Raw genomic sequence first — 22,699 nt, 5'->3', positions numbered from 1 at the left:
ACAAACGTTAGGTAAAAGACGCACCTTAAAGCCTATAAAAAACCTGGCGGCGATCGTTTTTACCTGAAAGATTTACTGGCTGGCTATCTGGAAAGCCAGCAAATGGGCCGTATTTAATTACCCCTGCATTACCTGTTCTTTACCCTTTGTTGCTACCAAGTTAACCCCAAGGTTACCCCAGGGTTACCCCGGCTTTACCTTTTCTCTACCTAAAAGGTAAAGCCAGCGCCTGCTTTCGCAGAATCGCACCACCGCTTACGGTTATGCTGCCCTTGAGCAGGCCGCCACCTAATGTAATTAGATTAGGCGTTTTTAACCACAGATGCGTACAGATAACCACAGATTTTTATAGCTGTGTGCATTCTTTCTATCTGTGGTTAAATTATTTTTCGTGCCTAATGGTTTAACTTAATGATGTTGGGTCGCCACAAGCGCCCGGGCCTTTGCACTACTATTTCACAACTGTGACGGTCCATTTTAGCTCAATAACAGGGCTAATTAGCTCAATTTGGCTCATTTAAGCTCATAATGAGGCGTCAATGCTGTTAAGTCGCTACGTTTGGGCATGGATTAAATATACCGGTATAAACAGCAATCTCTTTTTGAACAAACATTTTTTCAATAAAAACAAAAATTATGGCAACGTATTCGAAAAGCGCAAATGGCGCATTCTTGCGCAAAGTAGGTAGTGTAATTGGCAGCAACTGGCGCAGCACATTAATGAAAGCAGAAAGCCACGTTTGGACATGATGTACATAGGGCTGATAGTGGCACTTGGGCTGGCTTGCTAAGGAGAAAACAGCTACTCAACTGAATATAAATGCTCCATGTAATACCAGCTTACAGGAGCATTTACATCACGTTTACCTATTTGCTGATTTCTTTTTTAACAGTTCTTCGTATGCAGGTCCCTCACGTTTTTCCATACCATCAGAAATCTTTATACCGGCTTTCTCAAACTCGCTGAGTAATCTTTTATCGAAATCAGCGATGTATGAGGCAAATGATACAGAATCTTTTTGTTCGGGAATTGTTGCAAAAGGAGCATGCGGTTCTTTAAACCTGTACAACACGGCTTGAGTACTATCGTTGCCTTCCAAAAGAAGTGAGTCTCCGTAGTCTGTAATCTTAGCTACATAATCTTTAGTAAGGTATTTTAAAGAATCATTTTCTATTTTATAAGGAAGCTTAAAGCGGCCAACTTTCTGATTATAGAAAACTACATATTGCGAATCAATATCAAATTCGCTATATCCATTCGCTCTGGAAAACCGATGCCATTTTCCGATCAGTGATTTTTTGTTTCCATCTATGTTTTTAGGATTTGGCGAATGGCAGGCGGGAAGGATAAAAATGAAAAATGCAAGGAAATAAAGTATGGATCTCATGTTAACTAATTGTTAAATAATATTAAAAGCATTTTTAATCCAGGTATTGATCAGAATTACCTGCAATACATACTGCCCGGCTTATTGCCAGGCAGTAATGTGGTTGTGATGGGTTTAAAGAAGTGTTTACTGTGCCGCCCAAATGGTACAGTTAATATTGCCATTCGTATTAGAACCCCATGTTTCCGCAACCATAATTGCAGGAATATTTAACTGACCAAGCGTATAGCCGAAACTTTGCCACTTGTTATAGTGGTTGGCAAAAGTAATGACGCGATTTTGCCCGGTAGTAACCTTCGTAACCCTGGAACTATAAATCTGTCTGAAACCATCGCCACCGTCGATATTTTTACCTGTCATCCATCGGGTCCATACGTTATAACCTGCACCATCGGTTTCGAATGTTCCCAGGTAAGTACCGCTATGAGGAGAAACCGCACCCCATGTTTCATTCACATAATACTCATAATAAGGGCTTCTGCTCCATCCGTACCAGCCAAAAGTACCACCTCCGGAGTTTGAATAAGTGCTCAGGTTATACCCTATTTTGTAGGTTTTTGACCCTACTGAATAACCTTTACCGCAAGTAAAATTACCGTTAAAGCCGTTCCAGTTTACGCTGTAATTTCCCCCGGTACCATTGGCGTAATTGACTGTGCCAGTCGCGCCGTCACTCTTCCAAAGCGACCAAAAGAAGCCGTTGTGTGTGCCCGATTGATAGGATTCTACCGTGGCGACAGCTTTGGTGGGAGGGGGCGGAGCAGTAACATCCCCAGGTACCATTTTTTCATCTTTTTTACAGCCTGTTAAACATGCAGCGCTTGCAAACACTAAGGTTGCAGCCACAACGAGCGTAACCTTCCTGGTTACACCTGTAAGTGAATTTTGTTTTTTCATATAAGATATATAATTGGTTAGGGAAGCAAAATAACCGTATTCAGACCTGGGATATGGCTAATAATCAGCAAATTTGTTATACAAATGTTCAACACGGTCTGGAATTGGAATAGCCTGATAGCGTTTTTTTTGCTGTCGGATTACAGAGCAGTATTAATTAAGTAAGCTTCGGACATTTTAAGAATAAAAATCCCGATCGCAAGATAGTGCTGAAGAATGGGGCTGTTCACATCAGAGCCTATCGGGCTATTTTATAATTGTAGAGGAGAGACCATTTAACGGTTAGTGTAAAAAAGGGTAGCCATTCTTGTATCCACTGCCAGAGCCAATATGCCCATAGCTGTGCTGCAATTAACGGTTACCCTTTCTTGTAAATATGGTAGCGCCTTAAAAGATGTGGTAACTCGATATCGAAATGGGGCGCTATCCGATGTAAATAAAAAGATAGCTGTTATACCTGCGCTTTTTCGAGAGAACCAATGAAAAACAAAACTCACCAAATTGTTCGATGCCCACCTTTCTCTGAGTTTTACCCGTTTTCACGAGCATCCTCTTCTAAATCTTTTCTGATCCTTTTAGTTAGCGAGGCCACCACAAGTTCATATGAGTTTTTCAACAGGTCCCTGATTACCTTTTCAGGTACATTTTTGTTAAAATAAATGCTAATCCAGTGTTTTTTATTCATGTGATAAGCAGGCCTTACATCTTCATATTTTTCCTGAAGTTTTGTTGATTCCTCAAGATCACATTTTAAGGTACAAAAATCAAATTCATCCACATTAAAAAAACAGAACCATTTATCCTTCACATAAAACGCCAGTAAGTTCCTGTCATATTCAGAAGAGGCCTTTTGGAAAGCCATTTTTTCGGTAACTCCTTTGAAGGAAAGACAATATTCTCTCACACTTACTGCGTTCATATCATGCTAAATTATCTAAGATCAATCTTTCAAGAAAGGATAATCAGTATATCCGTGCTCACCTCCACCGTACATTGTAGCCTGGTCAATTTGGTTAAATTCGGCATCTAATTCAAATCTTTTTGGCAGATCAGGATTGGCGAGAAACAAAGAGCCATAAGAAATTATTTTCGCGATTCCCTTCTCCAGTTCTGCCGCTCCGCTTTCTTTATTGAACCCAGCGTTGGCAATTACCAGGTGTTTACTGCTGCTGCCAAATGTTTCTATCGCATTTTTAGGATAATGGGGGTAATTGTTTAAAGGGAAAATGCCGTTCATCAAATGGATATAAGCCAATGGCAATTCATTCAATGCATCGATCAATGGACTGAATTGAGCAACAGGATCGCTATTTTCTATATTGTTATAATAAACCGTTGGCGATAGTTTAATGCCTACTTTATCGCTCCCGGAAGCATCAACCAGTTCTTGCATCACTTCCAGTACGAAGCGGTTCCTGTTCTCAATGTTGCCGCCATACTCATCGGTGCGCAGGTTAGCGCTTTCCGATAAAAATTGGTTTGGCAGGTATCCAAATGCCGCATGAAGTTCTACGCCATCGAAACCTGCTTCGATGGCATTTTTAGCGGCCTTACCGTAATCTTTAACGATCTGTTTGATTTCTTGAGTAGTTAACTCCTGAGGCGTTTCGTAATCTTTCATTCCCTGCGAAGTAAAATGTTGTTGTCCTTTTATCCCGATTGCCGATGGCGCCACAGGGAGCTTTCCGTTTCTATCCACAGAATGTCCGACACGACCAGTATGCCATAGCTGGGCATAAATTACACCTCCACTGTTATGTACAGACTTCGTTACTTTCTTCCAGGCTTCAATTTGCCCATCATGATAAAGTCCCGGTGTAAACGGACTTCCAATAGCCTGTTCTGAGATATTAATGGCTTCCGTGATCAAAAGTCCTGCGCTTGCCCGCTGCGTGTAATATAGGGTCGTTAGGTCTGACACTACACCTTCCAGGTTAGCACGGCTTCGTGTCATTGGCGCCATTGCCATCGCGTTCCTTAATATTTTATTTCCTAATGTTACTTTTTCTAGTAATTTCATGAGTTGTTTTTCATTACATTGGTGATATGAACCTGTAAATTTAATTGTGCCCGATTGTTAATCGATCGTAAGGATAACCTTTCCATTTATACCTCCGGCTGTTAAAAAATCCTGTGCCACGGCTGCTTCTTCGAGCTTGAATATCTTAGAAACAACCGGTTTAAATTTTCCAATTTTTAATAGTTCAATGCCATTCTGCAAGGTTTGGGCTGAAATGTTGGAGGCGACAAAACCCGCGTTTACCTTGTATTGATCTGCCAGTTCCTGTGATGGTGGTATTACAATGCTCAATAGCACGCCACCGGGTTTTAGCACTTGAAAAAGCTTTGCCTGGGCTTCGCCACCTGCGGTATCCGCTACCAGATCAATATCCTTAATCACACGCGCAACATCTTGTAATTTATAATCAATTACCTCGTCGGCACCAAAACTTTTTGCCAATGCCACGCCTTTTCCCGATGCTGTTGCAATAACGTATGCGCCTGCGGCTTTAGCCATCTGCACCATCGCACCACCAACAGCTCCGCTTCCGCCCTGGATTAATACGCTTTGTCCCTTTTCCAGTTTACCAGTAATGAACAGAACGGATTGGGCAGTGCCAATGTTGACACCGATTGATGCCGCCTCTGCAAAGGAAAGCCCTTTTGGTTTTGGCACCACGAAGCTTTCGTTTGCGGTTACATATTCTGCGTAAGCATTTGTGCCGGTTAGGGCAATCACTTCATCGCCCACTTTAAAGGCGGATACATCATCTCCAATGGCGACAACTATTCCTGCTGCCTCACCGCCTGGAATAAACGGCATTTCTACGGGGCGGACGGCTTTCATAAAGCCCATCCGAATTTTAATGTCAATCGGATTTACACCTGCTGCTTTAACCTGAACTAACACATCATTTCCATTCTGGACTGATGGTGCCGGAACGTCGACCTGTTCTAACACATCTGAATTTCCGTAGTCGTTGTATTGTATTGCTTTCATTGCTTTTGAATTTTAATCTGTATACCTCAACACCTAAAGAATATCAGGTGTAGAAGTTACTTTGTGTTATACTGAATATACGAACAAAGGTATTAGCTATTCAGTAGGTAAAATAACCCAAAAAGACAGAAGAATAGTCCTATCCGACAAATGACGGGGCAGTGTTTTCGGAAAATAGAAAATTAAGCTGTATAGGAAAACTTCTTTGGTGTAATGCCATATTGTTTTTCAAATAACCGGCTGAAGTGACTGAGATTCGAAAATCCTAACTCATATCCAACCTCAGAAACAGAATGTTTGGCCTGTTTCAACAGAAAAGCAGCCTCTTCCATTCTTGCTTTTTGATAATAATTATAGATGGTATCTCCAAATGTTTGCTTAAAGAGCTGCTTAAGTTTCGTTTCGCTCATGGCAGTGATACTGGCTAATTCACTTAGTATCGGTGGGGTACTAAGATCACTCAATATTTTGTTGCGGATGGCCAGCAGTTTTTCTGCATCGTTGCTATTTATACTCTTAAAAGTCGTATTCTCCCTAAGCGACAGTTTACTGAAAAGCAGATACATTAATTCCTGTACCTTGATCTGCACGTAGAAATTATTCAAAGCGTTATTCATATCAACAGATACAATATTTTTAAGGAGCAATTGCATTTCGGGATCCAGGTTTTCGAAAAAGAGAAAGGAGGCATTTGCATCCATAATGGTTGTTATCGTACCATTTGGTTTTTCAACAGACAGAACTGAGCGTAATCGGTTGGCCGTAATGCCCACAACCACGTATTGAATGTTGCTGCCGGCAGGAAAACGGATTTCTGTGCGCAAATCATTTGTAGATAGGAGTATAGAAGCGTCCTTTTTTTGTGAGAATGGGATATTCGCCTCGTTGTTATATGTAACTTCACGATCATCGTTGCCATTGTAAAAGAAAATGGTGCGTATATCATTGGCCTGTGCAGCTGGATTGCGCTTAACTATCAGGTCTTCCTTTAATATATACCGGTGGATCGTTAATCTAAAATCATCCCCAAAGCTAACCTTACGTACATAACCTTCTCCCATTTCCTTTGGGATCTCCAAAAAGTTATCTCTTATAGAAACATTAATTAGTTCGGAAAACTGTATGATAAAGTCAAAACCCGGAACCGCTGTAAATTCGAAAATCATTACAAGAAATTACTAATTTATAAACCTGAGGTGATGTAACATCCTAAAGTTACACCACTTTCTTCTAATATTATCATTTTTGGAATTTCGGCGCTAAGATACATCTTAATGGATTGGAGATGGAGAGGGAAGTTTGGTCTTGATTTCCCTTACCTCAACAGAAATGTATTCTTTCATTTTCTGATCATTTAATAGGCGATATCAATTGTACTTTTAAAAGTCCCGCTGTCTACGAGGTGCGTAAACATAAAATCGGCTAAATCAGCACGCGAGATTTTCGGAATGCCGCCTAGCGGCAAACCAGTTATATTTTTATACTTTCCTGTTGCTTTGCCATCTGTTAGTTTTGGCGCCCGAACGATTGTCCAGTCCAAGCCTGACGTCTTTATTATTCCTTCCATTATACGCATATCAGCATATACAGGCTTATAGAGCTTTTGTAATACATGCTTCAATAGAAAAGTCATGATAAACGAGCTCTTAGGCGGGATGTCTAATGCGCCTGACGAAATACAGATTAGGCGCTTCGGGTACGATTTCTCCATAATGTTTACAATATTCCGGATACCAGAAGAATACAAGGTCGTTTGCTGGATTTTAGGGATACCCAGACAGGAAACCACTGCTTCGTGCCCATCAAACTCTTTTTCATAGGTATGTGGAATTAAAACATCTCCTTTAATAACCTTTAGATTTTGATGCACTATTGCAAAGGCATGGGGATTTCTAACAATAGCCGTTATAGCATATCCGGCGTTTAGCGCCTGTTCAATAAAATGTTTTCCGGTTCCGCCAGAACCACCAAATACAAGAATTTTTTTCATTTTGTGATATTTTAATTGAATCAAAGGTATATTTGAACTAACATTTGTGCAAGTACGCACCTAAAAGTAAGTGTAAAATGAATGAAGTTAAAGAAACATCAACCATACAATTAAATAAGCAAACGGTCTTTAAATTGTGCCCGGTTACGTACGTGATGGAAAAAATTGGCAGCTACTGGAAACCGATTATCATCTTCCACTTAATGTCTGGATCAAAGCGGTACGGAGCGTTAAAAAAGGCGATGCCTCATATTACAGAAAAGATGCTTGCCCAACATTTGAGGCAGCTGGAAGCAGACGGACTGATTTCGAGGGTAGCATTACCTGTAATACCGCCACACGTTACCTATAGTCTGACGGATGCGGGACAGGCTTTGCGGCCTGTGTTATACGCCATGGCAAACTGGGCAATTGAAGATGGGCAAAAAAGAGAAGAGCCACTTTTTAAAACAATGGAACAGTTTCCGGCATAAGTTAATAACTTGCATCCGTGCATCATAAATCAGGCGCTAAGGAATATTTGTCTTTTTGTTTAGATCGCGGTGATTGTCATTTCGATACCATAAAGAATAAAATATACTAAAAAGTATTTTTAATTAAACTTTTTAGTATATTTTTGCATCGTAAAATTTATTAATATGCTTACCAAAGCCGAAAGAACCAAGCAATTTATCTTAGAAACAGCAGCCCCTATCTTTAATCAGAAAGGAATATCAGGTGCTAATATAGACGATGTGCTTGCTGCAACAAAATTGACTAAAGGATGCCTTTATGGTCATTTTGAAGGTAAGGAAGACCTTGCCTTACAGGTTGTTGATTTTATGTTGAAAACCAACGGTGAAAAAATGTTATCAACTATCGGTAAGGGTAAAACAGCAAAGGCTAAAGTGTTTGCCTTTCTCGATTTTTACAAGGATCCTTTGAATACCTACTTAAAAGGCGGATGCCCAATATTTAATGTTGCGGTTGAATCTGATGACCATTTTCCGGCAATTAAAGAGAAAATAGCCGGTGTAATAAGGCGCGGACAGGAATTATTTGTTAGTATCTTAAAACAGGGCATTGAGGACGGAGAGTTTTCTGACAAACTTGAGCCTGCAGTATATGCATTTAAAGCCGTGGCTGCTGTTGAGGGTGCAGTGATTATGTGCAGGTCTATGAACACCGCAAAACCGATGGCGAGTTTGCTCAAAAACCTGAAAGCAGAATTAGAAAGTTACGAGATCTAATTTTTTTCATTAAAAATATACTAAAAAGTCTTTTTTTATTTTTAACTATTAAAAAACATAATACCATTTCGCATTTTAAATTAAATGTAAAAAGCTGGTGTAAAAATATACTAAAAAGTCTATAATAAAGAAAGTATGGAATCAAAACAAAAAACGGTTTTAGTTACAGGTGCCTCATCAGGCATTGGGCTGCTTGTTGCCAGCAGGCTCCACGAAAATGGCTACCAGGTTATCGGAACAAGTAGGAACCCCGAAAAATACCGAGCAAAACTGCCATATAAGTTACTGCCATTAGATCTGAATGATGACCGCTCTATAACATCTTTTGGTCAGTTGCTCTTCAGTCAGATCAAACAGTTGGATGTGTTGGTTAACAATGCTGGTTACCTTGTAAATGGACTTGCGGAGGAAACGCCCATTGAATTAGGGAGGCAGCAGTTTGAAACCAATTTTTGGGGAACGATCAAATTAACCAACGAGTTGCTACCCTATTTAAGAAAGCAAAACCATGGAAAAATAATCACTCTCGGTTCTTTGCTGGGCTTAGTGGGGCTTCCAAATGTGTCCTATTATGCAGCTTCCAAACATGCGCTCGAAGGTTATTTTAAATCACTGCGTTTTGAATTGAACCAGTTTAACATCAAGGTAGTAATGGTTGAGCCGATGAGTTTTAAAACCAATATCGGTGAAAGTGGAACTGTTGCTACAGGAACGATCCCAGCTTATGATACCTTCAGGCAAAAGGTAACCGCTTATACTAAAAGTACATTTGATAATGCACCCGATCCTGCACCGGTTATCGCCACTTTATTGCAAACAGTAAAGGAAAAGAATCCAAAGTTTAGTTACCCTGTTGGAAAAGGATCTTCAATCGTACTGCTGCTTCAGCATTTCGTTTATAAGGTTTTCGAAAAATCCATTCTGAAATCTGTAAATGCTTCAAAATAAAATTATTATTAAATATTATAATCATGCAAATAAAAGGAAAAACGGTACTGATCACCGGTGGGGCATCAGGTATCGGGCTGGAAGCAGCAAAACAATTTTTGGCTAAAGGCGCCAGCGTAATCATCACCGGCAGAAACCAAGGGAAATTAGATGATGCCAAGAAACTATATCCGGCAGTTATAGCCATTAAAAGCGATGTCTCAGAAGCCGATGATGCACAAGAGCTTTTTAACCAGGTGCAGCAACTGGGCGGTATTGATATATTATACAACAATGCAGGAGTTTTAACCGATCCAATCAACCTTGGTATATCAAATGGGCAGCATTTTGAGGATGCGGAATATGAAATGAACGTCAATTACCTTGGGGTGATCAGGCTTAACAATCTTTTCATAGACATGCTGAAATCAAGGAAAGAAAGCGCAATCATCAACACAACCTCATTACTTAGTTATGTTCCATCATTGCTGGAAGCAACTTATTCAGCCTCTAAAGTAGCGCTGCAGTTTTACGCCAAATCGCTTAGAAAACACCTTCAGATTTTGAACAGCAGCGTAAAGGTTTTTGAACTTTTACCTCCACTGGTAGCAACAGAAATGACCACGGACATGAACGGAAAAAAAATGAGCGCGGCAGATATGGTGAAAGATTTCATTGCTGGCCTTCAAAAAGATAAGCTCACTATCCGTATAGGTGATACTAAAACAGTGTATATACTTAACCGGCTTTTTCCAAAGATGGTTTTTAATCTGGCTAACCCAAAGAAAAGTTATAAAGTAATATCGCAATAAAAATCACTTCATAAATTCCATCATATTGTGCTGGTGGTTAATAATATACAAGAATATGAAAGCATTTATAATAGACAAATATAAAAGCAAGGTAGGTGGTAAGATTGAAAATGTACCCATTGCTGTACTGAAAGCCGATGAAGTATTGGTAGAAGTATACGCTGCCGGCATAAACCTTCTCGATTCCAAAATAAGGAAAGGAGAGTTCAAACTTTTTTTGCCTTATAAAACCCCATTTATTCTGGGGCATGACCTGGCCGGTATAATAACTAAGGTTGGTGCGCAGGTGCAAAAGTTTCAGGTTGGAGACCATGTTTATGCCAGGCCCGCAGATCATCGTATTGGAACTTTTGCAGAATTCATTGCCGTTAATGAGGCTGATTTGGCAATAAAGCCTGCAGAACTTACCATGGAAGAAGCGGCATCCATCCCACTCGTGGGCCTTACTGCCTGGCAGGCACTCATCGAAAAGGGGAAACTGCAAAAAGGAGAGCGAGTTTTCATTCAGGCTGGCTCAGGCGGCGTGGGCACATTTGCCATTCAGTTGGCCAAATATCTGGGGGCTACTGTGGCTACCACGACAGGCCCAGGCAACATCGAGTTGGTAAAAAGTCTCGGTGCAGACGTTGTTATAGACTATAGAAAGGATGACTTTGAGAAAATTCTGAATGATTATGATCTGGTTTTAAACAGCCAGGACGGATTGACGCTTGAAAAGTCGCTACAGGTATTGAAACCGGGTGGAAAGCTCATCTCGATTTCTGGTCCTCCCGATCCGGATTTTGCGGAACAAATCGGTGCCTCCTGGTTCGTGAAACTGATTATGCGCCTGTTAAGTTCGAAGGTAAGGAAGAAAGCAAAAAGGCTGAATGTGGATTTTTCCTTTCTGTTTATGAGGGCTAGCGGATCTCAGTTAAATGAAATTACGACGCTTATAAATGCCGGGGCTATTAAACCTGTGATAGACAAAATTTTTCCGTTCCAATCGGTCAATGAAGCAATAGCTTATGTAGAAAGTGGTCGTGCCAAAGGAAAAGTGGTCATAAAAGTTAAATGATTTAATTGATAAAACATGTATAATGAAAAAACTAAGGATAATATTATTGCTGTGCCTTTTTGCGGCAACAAAAACTTTCGCACAAACTCCAGAAGCTGATAAAATTTTAGGCGTATGGCTGAGTGAAGACAAAACCGGTAAAATTGATATTTATAAAGCAAAAGGAAAGTATTTCGGCAAGCTGATCTGGGGTAAAACAATGTACGAACCGAATGGAATTACTTCCCGGAAAGACGTAAAAAACAAGGATGAAAAATTAAGGGGCCGTAACCTTAAAGAACTGATCATGCTTTACGATTTTACTTACCATGATGGCGTGTGGGATGGTGGCGAGATTTATGATCCTTATAGTGGTAAAACATACAGCTGTACATTGAAACTAAAGGATGGTAAACTGAATATCAGGGGCTATATTGGTGTGTCTTTATTTGGCCGGACAAGTGTTTGGGAAAGGGTGAAGTAATATTTAGTTAAGATGCGAATTAGTTGATATATGGGACTATAATTTCCCTTTTTGTAGCGTTTTAATGCGCTTCGTCGTTTTTCATTAAAAACCAAATAGACGATGAAAAAAATAACACTGCTATTATTGATGGGTATTGCCCTGTTTTCGTGCGAAAAAAATAAAACTTCCGATTGTGGAGAGAAAATGTGTACTGAAGAATTTGCCTCGGTAATGTTTAAATTTGTAGACAATAAAGGTGCTGGCGCTGAAGTAAAAGATTTCAATGTAATCAACCAAAGAACAGGAGAGCGGGTAACGGCTAATTCAAGTATTTATACAAGTACCATCAAAGGCGTATTTATTATCGTTGATGATAATAATAAACTTGGCCTGTCAGAACAGGGCGATGATCTGAAAATTACCGGTACCTCTGTAGAAACCGGGCAAACTAAATCTGTTGTAATTAAAGTAAGTGGGGGCAAGTGCGCTTGTCACATCAATAAAATTTCAGGACCGGAGCAGGTTGCTTTCGATTAATAAATAAGAATAAAAAAGCTGTACCTGGTTATGGTGTGACCCCAAAAAGTTTTTGTCCAACTTTTGGGGTTCACTTCATTATAAGTACAGCTTCATTATTAATTTACTCCGAGAAATAATTTTAATCCAGCAATGTCCAGGTTTTTCTGGCCTGTACCTGCTGTACAACTTGCTGTTCGGCAACCACAATATTTTCTTTGCGCTGGCCAATATATTCTAATCCACTCAATTTATTCCAAAGCGCTACCAATACACTCATAAATTCGTTGGCCATTAGCATGCTGTTGTTAATTTGTTTATGATCGTAAACCAGTTCGATGGTTTTGGCTAAAAGCTCTTCAAAGTTTCCTGGGGTTACATCTTTCCACTCGTAAAAATACTTTAACAGTTCTTCTCTTTCGCGGGGATCAATCAGTTTAATGGCCGTAAAAAAAATGTGTGCCAAGCTAGAGAAATAACCTACTAAAACTGATGGCGATTCGCGGTGTGCAATGTTTCTATATTCGTAAAATAAACCTGCAATGTAATCTACAATTTTCTCTGATATTAAACGGATGTTCTTGCCAAGCGGCGTAATGTTGTCCCTTCCTCCTGTTTTGTCGATAATTTTAAAAGCTGCCAGCTGTAAATCATTTAGTAAAACACTAAAAGATTCATAATATCTAATCAGGGCTGGATGACTTGTTATGGTTGAGCTTGGCGGTATATAACTGCTGTTGATTGATAACCTGCCATTTTCGTAGTAAACCTGTCCTATGGTTAAGAAATAGCTATCTGCTGTTTGCGAACCCACCTCGCTCTCCGGTAAAACCGCGATAGCATAACTTTTGGCAAGTTCAGGGTAACGGATCGGGTTTTCTTCAGGGTTTGGTGTGCCTGTCGGTACACGGTTAAACGGACTTACCACTAATAAAATCACATAGTTTCGCGGTTCCGACTGGCCAAAATAATGGTTGTGTACCAGGGTATCCATATTATCCGATTGTACAATATCAATGTGGCAGCCTTCGGGCGTAATGGCATTACAATATCTTACCCTTACCTCGATATGGTTGGTTGCTTTTTCGATAATTTCGATATCGTGCGAACTTTTATAACCTGCAAAAGGCGGTAAAAATCCGTAATTACTATTATTTAGATGAAGAGAGGCGGCATCGCGTACAAAGTCCTGTAAATAAAGATCACTTAATGTAAAATGATCACTGGAAAGCTTCATGCCATTAATCCAGTTAATGGATTTATATTTTAGCGGCTTTATCATGGTAGATGTTTTTTATTATAGATTAGATAAAGATAGCACTTTCTCCAACTTCATTGGGTTTGTTTGCGTTTTCAGATACCCGTTTAGCGTAAATCGTCATTTTTTCGGTAATGCCATTTTCGATAATGTCGAGATCAGGATCGATGAAAATATTGCGTTTAAAAAAAGAAGTTTTGATAAAGAAAATCCATTTATAATTTTCCATATCGTCGCCCCTGAATTCTACAGGGCTTTTGGCAAATTTTAAATTGTAATCATCAATAAACTTGTGGAACCAGATACCGAAGTTCATGTTCTCTACAGCTTTTACCTTTACCTTTAAGGGTTCGGGATCGCTGCTTTTTTTGTAAAGTTCCAGCTCCAGTACCAATAAACGGTTAAAATCTACATGGTCCATGTTGATGTCCAATGGAGTATCGGGATATTTCCAGATCTTGTAGATTTCTGAAGGGATACCAAGCAGTGAAACATAAGCCCACCAAAAAATAAGTGGAACAAAAAAGCAGGTGATACTGCCCGCACCAAACCACCCAAAATTTACCGTGCTTAACCAGTTAAAGGCAAGCTGGTATAAATAAACAGCTAAAATGGCCGAAATTAAAGTGGCGAAAAAGATAAAAACCTTGCGCTCCAGTACATCTTTAGGGTAATATTTGGTTAACAGATAAACGAAAACCGTGCCCATCAAGAGATAAAAAATACAGCAGATAATGTAGCCCCAGGGCATAAAATTAAAATTTAGGAACCCTAAAAATCCCGGAAGGGCTAAAATAATGCCGATGAGCAGAACACTTACGATAAGTCTTTTGTTATTGAGAAACTGGTTCTTTTTGTTGATGATAGAAAGCACCGCTGTTGATACGACGAAGATCAGCGGGAACAAGAGAAAGCGGATAAAAAATGATTGAACGTCCATTAAATTTTTATAGATGAGATGTATTGCAAATATAGTATCTTTAATATTTGATTATAATCGTTATTTTTTCGGTAATAAAAATTTAACCTATAACAAAAATGAAGCCTTAAAGTTTAATGAAAAAGGAAACTTTGATTAATAACGAACTATTTACAGATTACAAAGCCGTTGCCCACGCTGCCGACCTGATTGAACGTAAGATAATTGATGCCGATAGGATTGAAATTATCCCATTGGGGCCAGATAAACGTGCTTTTGCAAAAGATATTGAGGATACCACGGCTTATTATTCTGAAAAAAGAAGGCACGAACGCATCCGCATCAGTACCAACCGCGAAGGATTGTATGATATGCTACCTGAGGGGCTTTTCCACCGTCCGCCAACCGGTAGTGCCGGTATGGACGAGGAATCTATGATTAAAGATATCAGGGATAGGAGAGAGGAAGAAAAGGAAGCCAGGCTATTTTTTACACCCTTTGATGCGGAAATTAATTATGTAAGGATCATGACCGAGTTATATGAAAATATGCTCGATAAAAAAACAACCTATTCGGATTTAAGTCAGATTTTTGAATTTGGATGGGATGAATTCAATTTGCTCAACAAAGAACAGAGTATCATCTGGATGCACCTGCTGCCCGAAATCCAGCAAAAGAGAAATGATATCGGTTTTGTATCAAAAGTACTTACTGCACTGTTCAACCTGCCGCTTACCATTGTTGATGCTACAGCCAATATTGCACCGGTAAAAATTGCTGAAGAAATGCAGATGCAGCTGGGTGGAAGCGCATTGGGGATTGATACCATCATTGGTGATAGCTTTACGCCCGAACACGAAGCTTATCATGTTAATATCGGTCCAACTTCGCCACAGGAACTGGTTAAGTTTATTCCCGGACAAAAAAACAGGGCCATTTTGGATATGGCCATCAGCTATTTAATCCCTGTAGACGCAGAAGTTAACGTAGAACTCCTTACCGCACCCGATTACCAGGAAACGGTATTGAGCGAGGATGGCGAAAGTGCTTATTTAGGGTATACGGTATATCTTTAGTTAATATGAAGCTGTAACAAGCAGCGAGAGATCGTCATCGCGAGAAGGCTTTTTCAGCCGACGAAGCAATCTTAAAACGATCGCTATCCTCGCAATAGCCCATTTCGAGCGTAGTGCAACGCAGCCGAGAACCCGAAAGCTCAGCGAAGCTAAATCTATCTAGATAGATCTCCCCATTCCGCTGCGTTCCAGTCGAGATGACGTTTGTTTTAAGTCCTACCACAAAACCTTAAACCACTTTATACAACACCGGCTTTAACAGCATGCGGTAATGTACATTCATCGTACTCCTTAGCTTTAATTTCGCCAAAGTTAAACTCAACAGTTCTTCCCAATCCTGCCCGCTAAGGTTAAGCTGATCTGCAGGTTCGATCAAAATATCAGTGGTTTTAATAAAGCCTGCATTTGGTTTATTATCCATTATCAAGCCTTTGGCCAGAGTAATGCCCTTTAATTTGTTGCCCAGTTCGTAACGGCAAAAATTGATCACATCAGCCTTCGTAATAATCCGGTCGGCTGTGGTTAAACCATATTTATAAGCCTGCACCCTGTTGGTTGCATTCAATCTCGACCGGCCGCCTTTTGTTTGGCTCAATAAAAAGATACTCTCTGCATTTACCTTATTGTTATCGTAAACCACTAAACGGCTTCCGGCATTAATGTGGTTGGCCTCTTCTGCTTGTGTAACCCAGATATCGAGGAATAAAATATCCGCATCATCAATCGGTTTCAATACAATATAGCTGGGCAGTTCTTTAGTGTCTTTAAGCGCCGAGCGGCTTTTTTGTTCAATAAGCGCAATATTCTGTTCCAGATTTTTAAGGATCGTGCTTAAAAAATCAGGTCCGTAAGCGGTAAAAGCTGCTTTCTCATCGCGTAACAGCTCAAAAAGGTAATCTACTAATTCTTTGGCATTTCTCGTATCAAAACGCTCTGTGCCTCCGTATCGGATTGAGAAAGATCCGTCTCCTTTTTGGTTTTCATTGGTGTAGGGAATCTCGTTGTAACTTTTCCCTTTATTATCCTTCAGGTTTTCTACCGCAAGCATCTGATCCAATGATTCCGTTTTGATCGGGATAATATTGTTCATCGTTTTAAGCCGGTGTTTGATCTGGCTTAACCGTTTATTTACCACGGGGAATGCGTTGATATAAATATGAAGCTCGTTCAGCATTTCCTGGTTTATAGCTGCCGGAAAAATTACTTTAAGCCATTTTACCGAATTATCGATCTGGTTTAAAACAGCCGGCTGGAATAGGTTGGCAAACTCAGGGGGGAGTTCCCTGCTTTCGTCGATATTAAAATCGTTAAGATCGCCCAGGGTAATAAATCTGTTGCTGTAAAACTGTAAAACATCTGCTTTGATCAGATTAAGCAATTGTTTGTGCTGAAACGGAGCCTGTACCTTCCCTGTTAAAGGTTCATCCATAAAACGTTCTGTATAGGCGGCGAGCTCGTTGTTTTTGTAGAACCATTTCCCCAGCGAGAGCAGATCGTAAGTGTTTTCGGGCACCGAATAATTTTTCCAGTCGAAAAATAAATTTAGTTTATTAAAATCCATCCAGTCTTTAATGCCGTTAAAACCTATGTATATCGTATTTTTCTCTACAGAAGTGCCCGAAAGGGTATTGTGTATAGGCTGCTTGCCAAATTGCTCTACATTAAAAAGTGTATTTCCGGTAACGATGTATCTTATCGATGCGTTATTTAATTTTACGGTATGCAGCGGGCTAAAAAAAATATCGGTTTTCTTGGCCTTATCATTTTCCTGCGGGATATTCTTTTTAAATGCAAACTGCGAATAGACCGAAAGATAGTCTTGTTGTTCAATCGGCCTGGCATGCATAATGGCATGGGCCGGTAACGATGAAGTTAAATGATCGGGCGCTAAAATACGGCTGATTTTATCAAAGATCCTGTTCTCTAAATTTTTAACATCATTGGATACATTAAAAAGCTCATTGCTCAATGCCTCAATAATCAGTCTAACAAGCGGATCGAAGTCGTTACTGTCTTTAATATTCCAGAAATCTTCAGCATTTTTTAGAATTCTGTTCCGGATCTCATCTTTTGATGAATAAAAAACTGGTTTCATGTGTAGAATATTTGGGGCGTTTTAGATTAAGTTGATAATGGGCTAAGAAATAAAGCGGTGTTAAAAAAATATTTTTCTCCTGTGGTTTTTATTAGTGCTCTAACGCTAATATCTACCTTTTTTTTAATCTCGGTTATCTTACGTAGGGGGTAGACATTTTCTACCTCAGTAATACGTACTTCTACCTCGGTATTATATATCCTAAATTCATAGTCGGTGATGGATTTTAGCAACGATTTGCGGAATTTTTCCTCCCAAATGCTCTCGCTCACGATTAACTCAAAGTCGAGATCCCATATCTCACAGCCAAAATCGTTGTGGAACCGATGCTCCCCAAAACGGGTAAAAATAATCAGTTCCAGGTGGTTCGAAATCGATTTTCCGAGGTCAGTTGGCTGAAGGCCACTGCCTGAGAAAACCGACCTAAATCTGAAGGGTTTGTTGTAAAAATTTTCAGACATACACGGTTTGGCTTAAAGTTTGTTAAAAGTAAAAGAAATAATATCGTTTTAATAACCAAACAACAAATATTAAAAATTGTTATAGTACAATGTAAATTTGAAAAAGTTTGTGTGATTTTAGTGTGGTTGATTGTCGGATTAATTATTATACTATTGCTATGTGAAACATTTAATGCTCTATGAAACCTATTAATGCCATCGAAATCAGGACCGCTTACACGAGGTTTATTCTAAACTTTGTATTCCTAACACTTTTCTCTATTCTCTGTATTTACCTCTTTTTTGCCGCGTCTGATTATGAGTATACCCTGCTCGATAAAAAGGTAAAGGAAACCGAAAAACTATCTTATCTAAGAAAAGATATCAATACCAATTTCGACCTTATCCTTGTCCGTTTTAAAGAACTCGCCCAATACCGCGATTACAATGCCAATGAAATGAGCAAACAGAGTATCCTTTTGGGCGATATCCAAAGCGCCAACAACAGGATTAAAGACCTTATTTCCCAAAAAACGCAAACCAGTCCGAGTTTTGATCTCTACGCCAAAATAAACAACAATGTTGGTGCAATGGCCGATCTGCAAGATTCGCTTATTAAATCAAGGGGCGATATCCAAAGGTATAAAGAACAGATAGACGATTGCCACCGCGCAAACCAGGCTACGGCAACCAAGATCAGAAACGGACGGTTCGGCCGATAATTAAAACGATTATGATAAAATTAAGTATAAAAGAAAGACGCGAACAATTCTTGTTTTTTATAGCGCTGTTTGTTTTTACCGTAGGGCTTTTAAGTTTTGGTATTTTTTATAGCGATAAATCGCGCTACGAAATCTCCAAAGAAGAGCTTGAAGTAAAAATTAGCGAGAACGAAACCTTCGAAAGCATGGTAAAAGAAACTTCGCCTACTATTGATACCACTTATAAACAGATTACCCGCTACAACCCAAATGTACAGGCGGTTTTCTTGAAAAACGATATACAGAATTCATTAGGCTCTATCAGGGCTGCGTTTGATCGCAAAGCATCAGACCAGCGCTATAAAATATTTGTTCAAACGGCACAGCTGTACGACAGGTTGTTTTACGATAGGCAGGAACAGAACAGAAACATTACGGATATCGAATTGCATAAACGACAATTGGACGATTGTATTCTCAACAGGCGACAATTGCAGCAAACCATATCTGCTAGATAAATACCTCAAAAACAACCTATAAAAAACGCTACCTATGTCTGACACAAACACCAAGCAAGTTAATTCAAATTCGCAGGGCTATGTTATTCTCTACATCCTATTAGCTGTATTGCTCCTAACAGGTCTTATTTTCCTATTTAAAAGTTCATTGTTCGAAAAAAGGACAATTGATGCGCGGATCTTAAAAGATGAAATTTATTTAAATGAAAGTCTGGTTTTTACCGATAATACCCCAAAAGCTACAAAATGGTTATGGGAATTCGGAAACGGCGAAAAAGCCACCACAAAAACCGGTTCTTATCACTACACAAAGCCCGACACTTATATTGTACGCTTAACCGTTGATGGCGAACTCCGTCAGGAATTTCCGGTTACCGTACGCGATACCGTTCATACACCGGTTGTAGATAGTGTATTAACCATTAGCGGCCCAACCGCAGGTTTGGTTAATGAAGAAATCAGGCTCGAAGGAGACGGGGAAGGAAAAGATTTCGAATGGTCGTTCGGCGAAACCGGGCGAGTAGATGTTAAAGGAAAAACTGCTTTATACACCTACCGTGCCCCAGGGAAATATGTGGTACGCCTGCGCTCGGATAAAAGCCGTAAACCCGCTTTCCTAAACATTTTGATCACTGATCCCAATGCCGAAATCGTTGAAGATATTGTTGCCCCTGGTGATGGCGAACGTAAAACCATCGATGATATCAGGGCCCGTTTACAGGCCATTGCCAACGGTGCCGATTTTAACTCCAACTATTATTATCTCGTTAACAAATACATGTGCGGTAACGAAAAAGTAACGGTAAATGTAGAAATGAACGGTAAGAAAAAACAGACCGATATTTATTCATACTGCATGGGACTCACCTTTGGGGGAGAAATAGCCGTTGATGAAGCGCAGCTAACCATCAAGCCAAATTCTACCTGTGCCAGTTTGGTAAACATTAAGCAACATTCGGGAACGGCCCAACCTGCGGCAACAACTGCTGATGCACCTGCCAAAACAAGATAAATTAACCGCTCACCTAATTTTAAAGCTCATCTACAGATTATGAAAAAATACTATGCCTTAACCCTCCTTTTTATAGGAATATCGTTTGCCTACGCACAATCGCCGGCATCCTTTGGCAAAAGAGTAAAATACATGCCTAAATCTTACGAAAGGCCTTCAGAAAGTATAAACGTAATGGACAATACCAGTAGCAGCAGTTTGCCATGGATTGTTTTTTCAGACCGTGAAGATAATTATACTACTACTGCACCAGGTGGAAGCCTGATTATGAAAAAAATCAGCTTTATGGAACCTTTCTATGTTTCAAAAGAAGAAAACGGCTACCTGAAACTGATTAAATACAAGGCCGGAATGATCAGGGGCAGAAAAATAAACGATAAAAAAAGTGCCATCAGTTATGGTTGGATCGCAAAATCTAAACTGCTTTTATGGCAACGCGCTTTCTCTAACCAAAAAACAGGTTATGCAGAAAAAGCCATCGGTATCGTAAACGGGAAAAATGCCTTAACCGAACCAAAGTTTTATTTCGATACTACTGATTCTATCCTGGTTTACAATACACCCGAACTTAAAGACCGACGTACAAAAGTAAGGCTGCACGAAATTGCCTATATCTACAAAAAATCAGAAGATGGTAAGAAATACCTGATAGGTTCTGATGACCAGCTGGTTGCAGATACCGCTTTAAAAAGTATTTACGGTTGGGTTTCTGCCGAAGCCGTACACAGCTGGGGCGATCGTTTGTACATTACCTCAGTTAAACCAGGCGATTATGACAGGGATGATTCTACCTCGGTAGCCCTCAAAAACGGAATCAATAAAGGAACAACTTTCACAGTGGACCCCTTATTGCCAAGGGAAAACCTGATCCTGCGTAGTGTACCTGTTGTTTCAAACGATGAAGGAGGTAACACAGTAGGTATCGCTGCAGATGTTTACAATAAAAAAGACAATAAAATATTAACCATTAACGGTTCTGCACTTTCTTATCAGGACTACCTCAACCTCCGTAAAAATAAAACGAAGGTAAATGTTGTTTTTGTAGTGGATGGTGGTAGCCCAATGACCAAATATTTTTCTGGAATGACCAATACCATCGCTTCTTTCGAAAATATTATGGGCGATTTTGGTAAGGGAACAAAAGTGAACTTCGGCGGTGTAGTGTACCGTGGTGAAAGTGGTTGCGCTTTAAAAGGTATTTTTGTAAGCCCGATCCAGAATGATTACAGGCAGTTGATGACGTTCCTTTCAAATCAGGCTAAAAATACCGTTAGGTGTAATGGAGAAGTAAGCGAAGAGCCTGTTTTTCAGGCGATTAAAACCGGATTAGGCTTATTTAAAGCAAAAAAGAACGAAACCAATTTAATTATTTTAGTTGGCAGTACCGGAAATACCGGGGGAACCAATAATTATCTCATTAACGAGTTGAGCGAGCAGGTTGCGCAGGCAGATGCCCGTATTTTAGCCTTACAGGTGTATAGTGATTTCAATCAATCATTTAACGATTTTGTAATCCAGTCGCGTAAACTCGTTTCCGAATCGGCTATCCGCGCTGCCGAATATAGAAAAAACACCATGGTAAAAGGTGAGGGTTTAAAAAGCTTCCAGCCTTATAATACCAGTTTACAGGATTCTATCTCATACTATTTAGATTATCCCAAAAACAGTTTAATCCAGGGTGGGGTAGTTTTCCCGACAAAAGGTTCGGTAAATTCTAACCAGAGCATGACGATTGCTTTACGCCGTTTCGTAAAAGAAACGAGCTCCGATATTTATAACCAGATCAGCTCGTTGGATAGTGCTTTCCGTTTAACCGGCATATCGCGTAAAAACCTGACTGCCGATGTAGAAGGTTTATTGCCGGAACCCGTTGGCGCGGAAGTTGCAGACCGCATGCCGCACAATGCGTTTAAATATTATAGCACTGCAAATCTGTCGGCTGATGCAGTAAAAAATAACCCCTCAACATTACAATATGCCATTGTTTTAAACAACATGGAGTACAAACAGATTGTAGATGTGTTTTCGATGATGTTGGGGCAAAATTTGCAGGCCGATCAGTCTTCTTTCAGGAGTAAACTTGTTAAAAATTATGTGAAAATGCCAAAACAGATGCTGGGTATTAAAGAGTCATCGGGCAACATAAAGCGTTTAACCTTGGCCAACTACATTAAATTGGTAACCGGTTTGCCTTTAAACAACAAATTTTTAGAGAAATATACCGTAGGCGATTTAAAGAACAGTTCTAAAATGCCGCTCGAAGAATTCGAAAGCTACATTAAATTATTAAATCAATCGGTTCAACAGATTAAAAGGGCTACTCAGATTGAGCAGCAGTTTATTTCGAACGGCAAAATATATTACTACATCACCGAAAATAATTTTAACCCGGCAGTATTGCCTACAACCAACTAAGGG

The 22,699-nt window shown here is 39.8% G+C and carries 23 protein-coding genes; 12 read left to right on the top strand and 11 right to left on the bottom strand.

Going from position 1 to position 22,699, the window contains the following annotated elements:
- Positions 1-863: 863 nt before the first annotated feature.
- The 7 genes from LQ201_RS12170 to LQ201_RS12140 all read right to left on the bottom strand — a co-directional run bounded on the left by LQ201_RS12170 (position 864) and on the right by LQ201_RS12140 (position 7,276).
- Entirely contained in the window at positions 864-1,388 is a 525-nt protein-coding gene (locus LQ201_RS12170; RefSeq protein ID WP_230142699.1) for a hypothetical protein, read from the bottom strand.
- A gap of 126 nt (positions 1,389-1,514) precedes the next feature.
- Positions 1,515-2,285, bottom strand: a complete 771-nt coding sequence (locus tag LQ201_RS12165; protein WP_230142696.1) for a glycoside hydrolase family 11 protein — start codon at positions 2,283-2,285, stop codon at positions 1,515-1,517.
- A gap of 529 nt (positions 2,286-2,814) precedes the next feature.
- Positions 2,815-3,204: an MmcQ/YjbR family DNA-binding protein gene (locus LQ201_RS12160; RefSeq protein WP_230142695.1), complete on the bottom strand. Its 390-nt coding sequence runs from the start codon at positions 3,202-3,204 to the stop codon at positions 2,815-2,817.
- 21 nt (positions 3,205-3,225) lie between these two features.
- Positions 3,226-4,305: an alkene reductase gene (locus tag LQ201_RS12155; RefSeq protein ID WP_230142693.1), complete on the bottom strand. Its 1,080-nt coding sequence runs from the start codon at positions 4,303-4,305 to the stop codon at positions 3,226-3,228.
- Positions 4,306-4,362: 57 nt separating this feature from the next.
- Positions 4,363-5,286 carry an NADP-dependent oxidoreductase gene (locus LQ201_RS12150; RefSeq protein WP_230142691.1) on the bottom strand — a complete coding sequence of 308 codons (924 nt, stop codon included), beginning with the start codon at positions 5,284-5,286 and terminating at the stop codon, positions 4,363-4,365.
- Between the two features lie 182 nt (positions 5,287-5,468).
- Positions 5,469-6,452 (bottom strand): AraC family transcriptional regulator, encoded by a 984-nt coding sequence (locus LQ201_RS12145; RefSeq protein WP_230142688.1) that lies wholly within the window; start codon positions 6,450-6,452, stop codon positions 5,469-5,471.
- Positions 6,453-6,640: 188 nt separating this feature from the next.
- A complete protein-coding gene (locus LQ201_RS12140; RefSeq protein WP_230142686.1) occupies positions 6,641-7,276 on the bottom strand; it encodes an NAD(P)-dependent oxidoreductase in 636 nt (211 codons plus the stop codon).
- 77 nt (positions 7,277-7,353) lie between these two features.
- On the opposite strand from LQ201_RS12140, the gene LQ201_RS12135 reads away from it, so the two are divergent.
- From LQ201_RS12135 to LQ201_RS12105, 7 genes are all read left to right on the top strand, one after another.
- Positions 7,354-7,749 carry a helix-turn-helix domain-containing protein gene (locus LQ201_RS12135; RefSeq protein WP_230142685.1) on the top strand — a complete coding sequence of 132 codons (396 nt, stop codon included), beginning with the start codon at positions 7,354-7,356 and terminating at the stop codon, positions 7,747-7,749.
- Between the two features lie 165 nt (positions 7,750-7,914).
- Complete coding sequence (locus LQ201_RS12130; RefSeq protein ID WP_230142684.1) at positions 7,915-8,505, top strand: TetR/AcrR family transcriptional regulator; 591 nt, start codon at positions 7,915-7,917, stop codon at positions 8,503-8,505.
- Between the two features lie 135 nt (positions 8,506-8,640).
- Positions 8,641-9,453 carry an SDR family NAD(P)-dependent oxidoreductase gene (locus LQ201_RS12125; protein ID WP_230142683.1) on the top strand — a complete coding sequence of 271 codons (813 nt, stop codon included), beginning with the start codon at positions 8,641-8,643 and terminating at the stop codon, positions 9,451-9,453.
- Between the two features lie 23 nt (positions 9,454-9,476).
- Entirely contained in the window at positions 9,477-10,244 is a 768-nt protein-coding gene (locus tag LQ201_RS12120) for an SDR family oxidoreductase (RefSeq protein ID WP_230142682.1), read from the top strand.
- 55 nt (positions 10,245-10,299) lie between these two features.
- Positions 10,300-11,301, top strand: a complete 1,002-nt coding sequence (locus LQ201_RS12115) for an NADP-dependent oxidoreductase (protein ID WP_230142681.1) — start codon at positions 10,300-10,302, stop codon at positions 11,299-11,301.
- Between the two features lie 22 nt (positions 11,302-11,323).
- Positions 11,324-11,764: a DUF2147 domain-containing protein gene (locus LQ201_RS12110; protein ID WP_230142680.1), complete on the top strand. Its 441-nt coding sequence runs from the start codon at positions 11,324-11,326 to the stop codon at positions 11,762-11,764.
- 102 nt (positions 11,765-11,866) lie between these two features.
- Positions 11,867-12,283, top strand: a complete 417-nt coding sequence (locus LQ201_RS12105) for a hypothetical protein (RefSeq protein WP_230142678.1) — start codon at positions 11,867-11,869, stop codon at positions 12,281-12,283.
- A 121-nt stretch (positions 12,284-12,404) separates the two neighbouring features.
- On the opposite strand, the gene LQ201_RS12100 is transcribed toward LQ201_RS12105, so the two are convergent.
- Both LQ201_RS12100 and LQ201_RS12095 read right to left on the bottom strand, forming a co-directional pair.
- Positions 12,405-13,544, bottom strand: a complete 1,140-nt coding sequence (locus tag LQ201_RS12100) for a hypothetical protein (RefSeq protein WP_230142676.1) — start codon at positions 13,542-13,544, stop codon at positions 12,405-12,407.
- A gap of 22 nt (positions 13,545-13,566) precedes the next feature.
- Positions 13,567-14,460 carry a TssN family type VI secretion system protein gene (locus LQ201_RS12095; RefSeq protein WP_230142674.1) on the bottom strand — a complete coding sequence of 298 codons (894 nt, stop codon included), beginning with the start codon at positions 14,458-14,460 and terminating at the stop codon, positions 13,567-13,569.
- 116 nt (positions 14,461-14,576) lie between these two features.
- On the opposite strand from LQ201_RS12095, the gene LQ201_RS12090 reads away from it, so the two are divergent.
- The gene (locus tag LQ201_RS12090; protein WP_230142672.1) at positions 14,577-15,515 is read left to right on the top strand and encodes a type VI secretion system baseplate subunit TssG; all 939 of its coding nucleotides are present in this window, start codon (positions 14,577-14,579) and stop codon (positions 15,513-15,515) included.
- 229 nt (positions 15,516-15,744) lie between these two features.
- Here the strand turns inward: LQ201_RS12090 and LQ201_RS12085 are convergent, their stop codons facing one another.
- Positions 15,745-17,610 carry a hypothetical protein gene (locus tag LQ201_RS12085; RefSeq protein WP_230142670.1) on the bottom strand — a complete coding sequence of 622 codons (1,866 nt, stop codon included), beginning with the start codon at positions 17,608-17,610 and terminating at the stop codon, positions 15,745-15,747.
- Between the two features lie 26 nt (positions 17,611-17,636).
- Complete coding sequence (locus tag LQ201_RS12080) at positions 17,637-18,071, bottom strand: GPW/gp25 family protein (protein WP_230142668.1); 435 nt, start codon at positions 18,069-18,071, stop codon at positions 17,637-17,639.
- A gap of 179 nt (positions 18,072-18,250) precedes the next feature.
- On the opposite strand from LQ201_RS12080, the gene tssO reads away from it, so the two are divergent.
- The 4 genes from tssO to tssR are packed head-to-tail and all read left to right on the top strand — an operon-like array spanning position 18,251 to position 22,696.
- Positions 18,251-18,772 carry a type VI secretion system TssO gene (gene tssO / locus LQ201_RS12075; RefSeq protein WP_230142666.1) on the top strand — a complete coding sequence of 174 codons (522 nt, stop codon included), beginning with the start codon at positions 18,251-18,253 and terminating at the stop codon, positions 18,770-18,772.
- An 11-nt stretch (positions 18,773-18,783) separates the two neighbouring features.
- A complete protein-coding gene (locus LQ201_RS12070; RefSeq protein ID WP_215124638.1) occupies positions 18,784-19,269 on the top strand; it encodes a type VI secretion system transmembrane protein TssO in 486 nt (161 codons plus the stop codon).
- A 34-nt stretch (positions 19,270-19,303) separates the two neighbouring features.
- The gene (locus LQ201_RS12065) at positions 19,304-20,281 is read left to right on the top strand and encodes a PKD domain-containing protein (RefSeq protein ID WP_215124637.1); all 978 of its coding nucleotides are present in this window, start codon (positions 19,304-19,306) and stop codon (positions 20,279-20,281) included.
- 39 nt (positions 20,282-20,320) lie between these two features.
- A complete protein-coding gene (gene tssR, locus LQ201_RS12060; RefSeq protein ID WP_230142664.1) occupies positions 20,321-22,696 on the top strand; it encodes a type VI secretion system protein TssR domain-containing protein in 2,376 nt (791 codons plus the stop codon).
- Positions 22,697-22,699 lie beyond the last annotated feature (3 nt).

Source organism: Pedobacter sp. Bi126, from assembly GCF_918698245.1.
In the GTDB taxonomy this organism is placed as follows: Bacteria; Bacteroidota; Bacteroidia; order Sphingobacteriales; family Sphingobacteriaceae; genus Pedobacter.
This window is presented reverse-complemented; position numbering and strand designations above follow the sequence as displayed.

What these genes read in the sequence shown, in the direction of transcription:
- LQ201_RS12095 (WP_230142674.1), bottom strand. Translation starts at nt 14,460, where the DNA reads ATGGACGTTCAATCATTTTTTATCCGCTTTCTCTTGTTCCCGCTGATC.
- LQ201_RS12125 (WP_230142683.1), top strand. Translation starts at nt 8,641, where the DNA reads ATGGAATCAAAACAAAAAACGGTTTTAGTTACAGGTGCCTCATCAGGC.
- LQ201_RS12070 (WP_215124638.1), top strand. Translation starts at nt 18,784, where the DNA reads ATGATAAAATTAAGTATAAAAGAAAGACGCGAACAATTCTTGTTTTTT.
- LQ201_RS12165 (WP_230142696.1), bottom strand. Translation starts at nt 2,285, where the DNA reads ATGAAAAAACAAAATTCACTTACAGGTGTAACCAGGAAGGTTACGCTC.
- LQ201_RS12080 (WP_230142668.1), bottom strand. Translation starts at nt 18,071, where the DNA reads ATGTCTGAAAATTTTTACAACAAACCCTTCAGATTTAGGTCGGTTTTC.
- LQ201_RS12135 (WP_230142685.1), top strand. Translation starts at nt 7,354, where the DNA reads ATGAATGAAGTTAAAGAAACATCAACCATACAATTAAATAAGCAAACG.
- LQ201_RS12065 (WP_215124637.1), top strand. Translation starts at nt 19,304, where the DNA reads ATGTCTGACACAAACACCAAGCAAGTTAATTCAAATTCGCAGGGCTAT.
- LQ201_RS12110 (WP_230142680.1), top strand. Translation starts at nt 11,324, where the DNA reads ATGAAAAAACTAAGGATAATATTATTGCTGTGCCTTTTTGCGGCAACA.
- tssO (WP_230142666.1), top strand. Translation starts at nt 18,251, where the DNA reads ATGAAACCTATTAATGCCATCGAAATCAGGACCGCTTACACGAGGTTT.
- LQ201_RS12145 (WP_230142688.1), bottom strand. Translation starts at nt 6,452, where the DNA reads ATGATTTTCGAATTTACAGCGGTTCCGGGTTTTGACTTTATCATACAG.
- LQ201_RS12160 (WP_230142695.1), bottom strand. Translation starts at nt 3,204, where the DNA reads ATGAACGCAGTAAGTGTGAGAGAATATTGTCTTTCCTTCAAAGGAGTT.
- LQ201_RS12115 (WP_230142681.1), top strand. Translation starts at nt 10,300, where the DNA reads ATGAAAGCATTTATAATAGACAAATATAAAAGCAAGGTAGGTGGTAAG.
- LQ201_RS12120 (WP_230142682.1), top strand. Translation starts at nt 9,477, where the DNA reads ATGCAAATAAAAGGAAAAACGGTACTGATCACCGGTGGGGCATCAGGT.
- LQ201_RS12090 (WP_230142672.1), top strand. Translation starts at nt 14,577, where the DNA reads ATGAAAAAGGAAACTTTGATTAATAACGAACTATTTACAGATTACAAA.
- LQ201_RS12150 (WP_230142691.1), bottom strand. Translation starts at nt 5,286, where the DNA reads ATGAAAGCAATACAATACAACGACTACGGAAATTCAGATGTGTTAGAA.
- LQ201_RS12085 (WP_230142670.1), bottom strand. Translation starts at nt 17,610, where the DNA reads ATGAAACCAGTTTTTTATTCATCAAAAGATGAGATCCGGAACAGAATT.
- LQ201_RS12100 (WP_230142676.1), bottom strand. Translation starts at nt 13,544, where the DNA reads ATGATAAAGCCGCTAAAATATAAATCCATTAACTGGATTAATGGCATG.
- LQ201_RS12155 (WP_230142693.1), bottom strand. Translation starts at nt 4,305, where the DNA reads ATGAAATTACTAGAAAAAGTAACATTAGGAAATAAAATATTAAGGAAC.
- LQ201_RS12170 (WP_230142699.1), bottom strand. Translation starts at nt 1,388, where the DNA reads ATGAGATCCATACTTTATTTCCTTGCATTTTTCATTTTTATCCTTCCC.
- LQ201_RS12105 (WP_230142678.1), top strand. Translation starts at nt 11,867, where the DNA reads ATGAAAAAAATAACACTGCTATTATTGATGGGTATTGCCCTGTTTTCG.
- LQ201_RS12140 (WP_230142686.1), bottom strand. Translation starts at nt 7,276, where the DNA reads ATGAAAAAAATTCTTGTATTTGGTGGTTCTGGCGGAACCGGAAAACAT.
- tssR (WP_230142664.1), top strand. Translation starts at nt 20,321, where the DNA reads ATGAAAAAATACTATGCCTTAACCCTCCTTTTTATAGGAATATCGTTT.
- LQ201_RS12130 (WP_230142684.1), top strand. Translation starts at nt 7,915, where the DNA reads ATGCTTACCAAAGCCGAAAGAACCAAGCAATTTATCTTAGAAACAGCA.